Source organism: Butyrivibrio sp. (assembly GCF_017940685.1).
GTDB lineage: Bacteria > Bacillota > Clostridia > Lachnospirales > Lachnospiraceae > Butyrivibrio.
In genome coordinates this window covers 1-2,133 of record NZ_JAGAYD010000182.1, presented here as the reverse complement: position 1 = coordinate 2,133, position 2,133 = coordinate 1, and the positions used below count along the sequence as shown (strand labels likewise).

At 44.4% G+C, this 2,133-nt stretch carries 1 protein-coding gene; it reads right to left on the bottom strand.

From position 1 onward, the window contains the following. Positions 1-210: 210 nt before the first annotated feature. Positions 211-2,133: IS66 family transposase (locus J6I68_RS11720; RefSeq protein WP_292220537.1), on the bottom strand; the 1,923-nt coding region annotated here is incomplete at its 5' end.

The following is a 2,133-nucleotide window of genomic DNA, read 5'->3' as shown; positions in this document are numbered from 1 at the left end:
TTGTCCGTCCAAGGCAGTTAAGCATCTTGTTGTAACTGACCTTCTCTGCCTTGCAGAACTCCTCCAGCGGTATCCCATCGTACTCATTGAGAAACAGTCTTACTTTTGAGGCGTAGAAGCCTCCTTCTTTTTTTTTTGTTGATCATTCTTTGTTGCGTTTTGGATATACGCCGCAAAGATAATCATTATATATTAGGTACGCAATACGGTCTAAAATGACCGCTTACGACGGAACACATCACAAAGATATGTAAAGGAATCAAGATGATGGTCCTTACAGTTAGCAAAGTGTGACAATAGCCTTGCTAATCTCTTTGATGCTTCAGGACTGCCTGTAAAGAAACTATTATTCCTATATTTAGCCAGCCTACGGATCTGCCTCTCGCAACGGTTGTTCGAGAAGTCGAGTGTACCATCCTGAAGGGCATTCAGCAGACAGGGATATTCATCCAGGGCATACTTCACAGCCTTGAAAAGTTCCGGCTCTTTCTTCTGATCGAGCGCACTTTCAAGCATATCAAGGATATTCTTAATTGTGTGTAGCACTGGCCCTATCTGCAGGACTCGCTCCTGCGTGATTCGATCCACATCACCTTTAAAAGCCTCCTTTATCGTCTTGTCAAGATGGAAGATCTTATCAGCCAGCTTCACTATCTCCATTGCATCTTTAGAGACATCCTTCAGTTTAAAGAATGGTCTGCGCATATGCACCAGACAGGAAATCCTTATAATAAGGCCTGCTATATTATAGCATTTATACATCTTGGCACCATCACTATGCAGGTAAAGTCTGTCCATGACATCCTTGAAATACTCCCTGATTGCCTCCTGAGTCCTACGGCCACGACCAAAGAAAACAAACTGCGTCAGTTTCAATGGACCAGCATGGTGGCAGTACATCCAGCGCCTGAAGTAATGTAACTCGTCTTCCACTTCATCCTCCTTCTCGTCTTTATTTGGGAGACGCTTGTCACAGGTCTTAACTGTAGACTCATCGCAGTAATCTTCACCGCTATTAATAATTTCATGTTGAAGCGGTTCATCAAGAGGTTCCAAGAGATCAGCTCCTATCTTAATCCAGTTCATAATGGTTGCATGACTGAAGTTAAGACCCATGCGCTTTAACTGTAATTCTATATCGGCAATCGTCACACCAAACTCAAAATGCTGCGACAGAATATAGGCTATAAGGGATTCTGTGGCCTCAGTTCGACCCATACAGTTCTTGTATTTCTCCGGAAGATTTACGTGATAATAGTTTCCACGTGGATCTCTGAATTTCAAACGGGCAATCACCTGACAGCGGATATATCCTCTTACATAATAAAAACGAGTAGAATAATCACGCCCCACCTCATATACATCTTCTGGCATGCCTTCCGGTTTCAAGATTATCTGTCTCTTCTCATCTGCCAGGATGCTTTCTTCCAAGGGTTGCTGTCGGCGAGGCTTATCTATACCTTTCATGTCTTTGCGTACCTTTATCTCCTGTGCAATTGCGGCCACTCGTTCATCTGGCACTTCTTCGCCATTGAGGTCAAGATCATCTGCATTTACAGGAGGCTGGCAGCCGTGATTATATTTTTCTGACTCACAATTCTGACCATAAGCAGCTATTGCCAGATTTGAATTCTGCTGTTCAAGCTGCTTATTGCGGTCTTCTGGAGTCATACCTTCAGGGATTGACTGACCATGACTTACTGTACCATGAGCATCGCCTTGATCTTCACCATTCTTAGCCTTTAAAGCTGCAATCTCATTATCCTTGGCTGCTAGCATCAGGGCAAACTGATCCTTCAAAGACTGCATCTCTTTGGCATGAGCCTCACGCTCTTCTCGAAGCTGAGCCTCAAACTCTTCCTTTACTCCAGCTACTATTGCATCTCTTAAGGAGTCAGATAGAGTAACAGGCCCTTTGCCCATCATGAACTGGGCCATCTGCCTGACGGTATCAGCAACCTCGTCCATCTTCTCATTGAGTCGCCTTTGCATGTCCTCATTCTTGGACTTAAGGGCAGAGTTCTCCTGCTCCAGAAGTCTTGCTTTCTTCTGGGCTTCATGCTTCTCTCTTTCAGCGCTACTGACTCTGGATGAGAGTACTGCAAACTGCTGTTCCTCTGCCTTATTCACGTT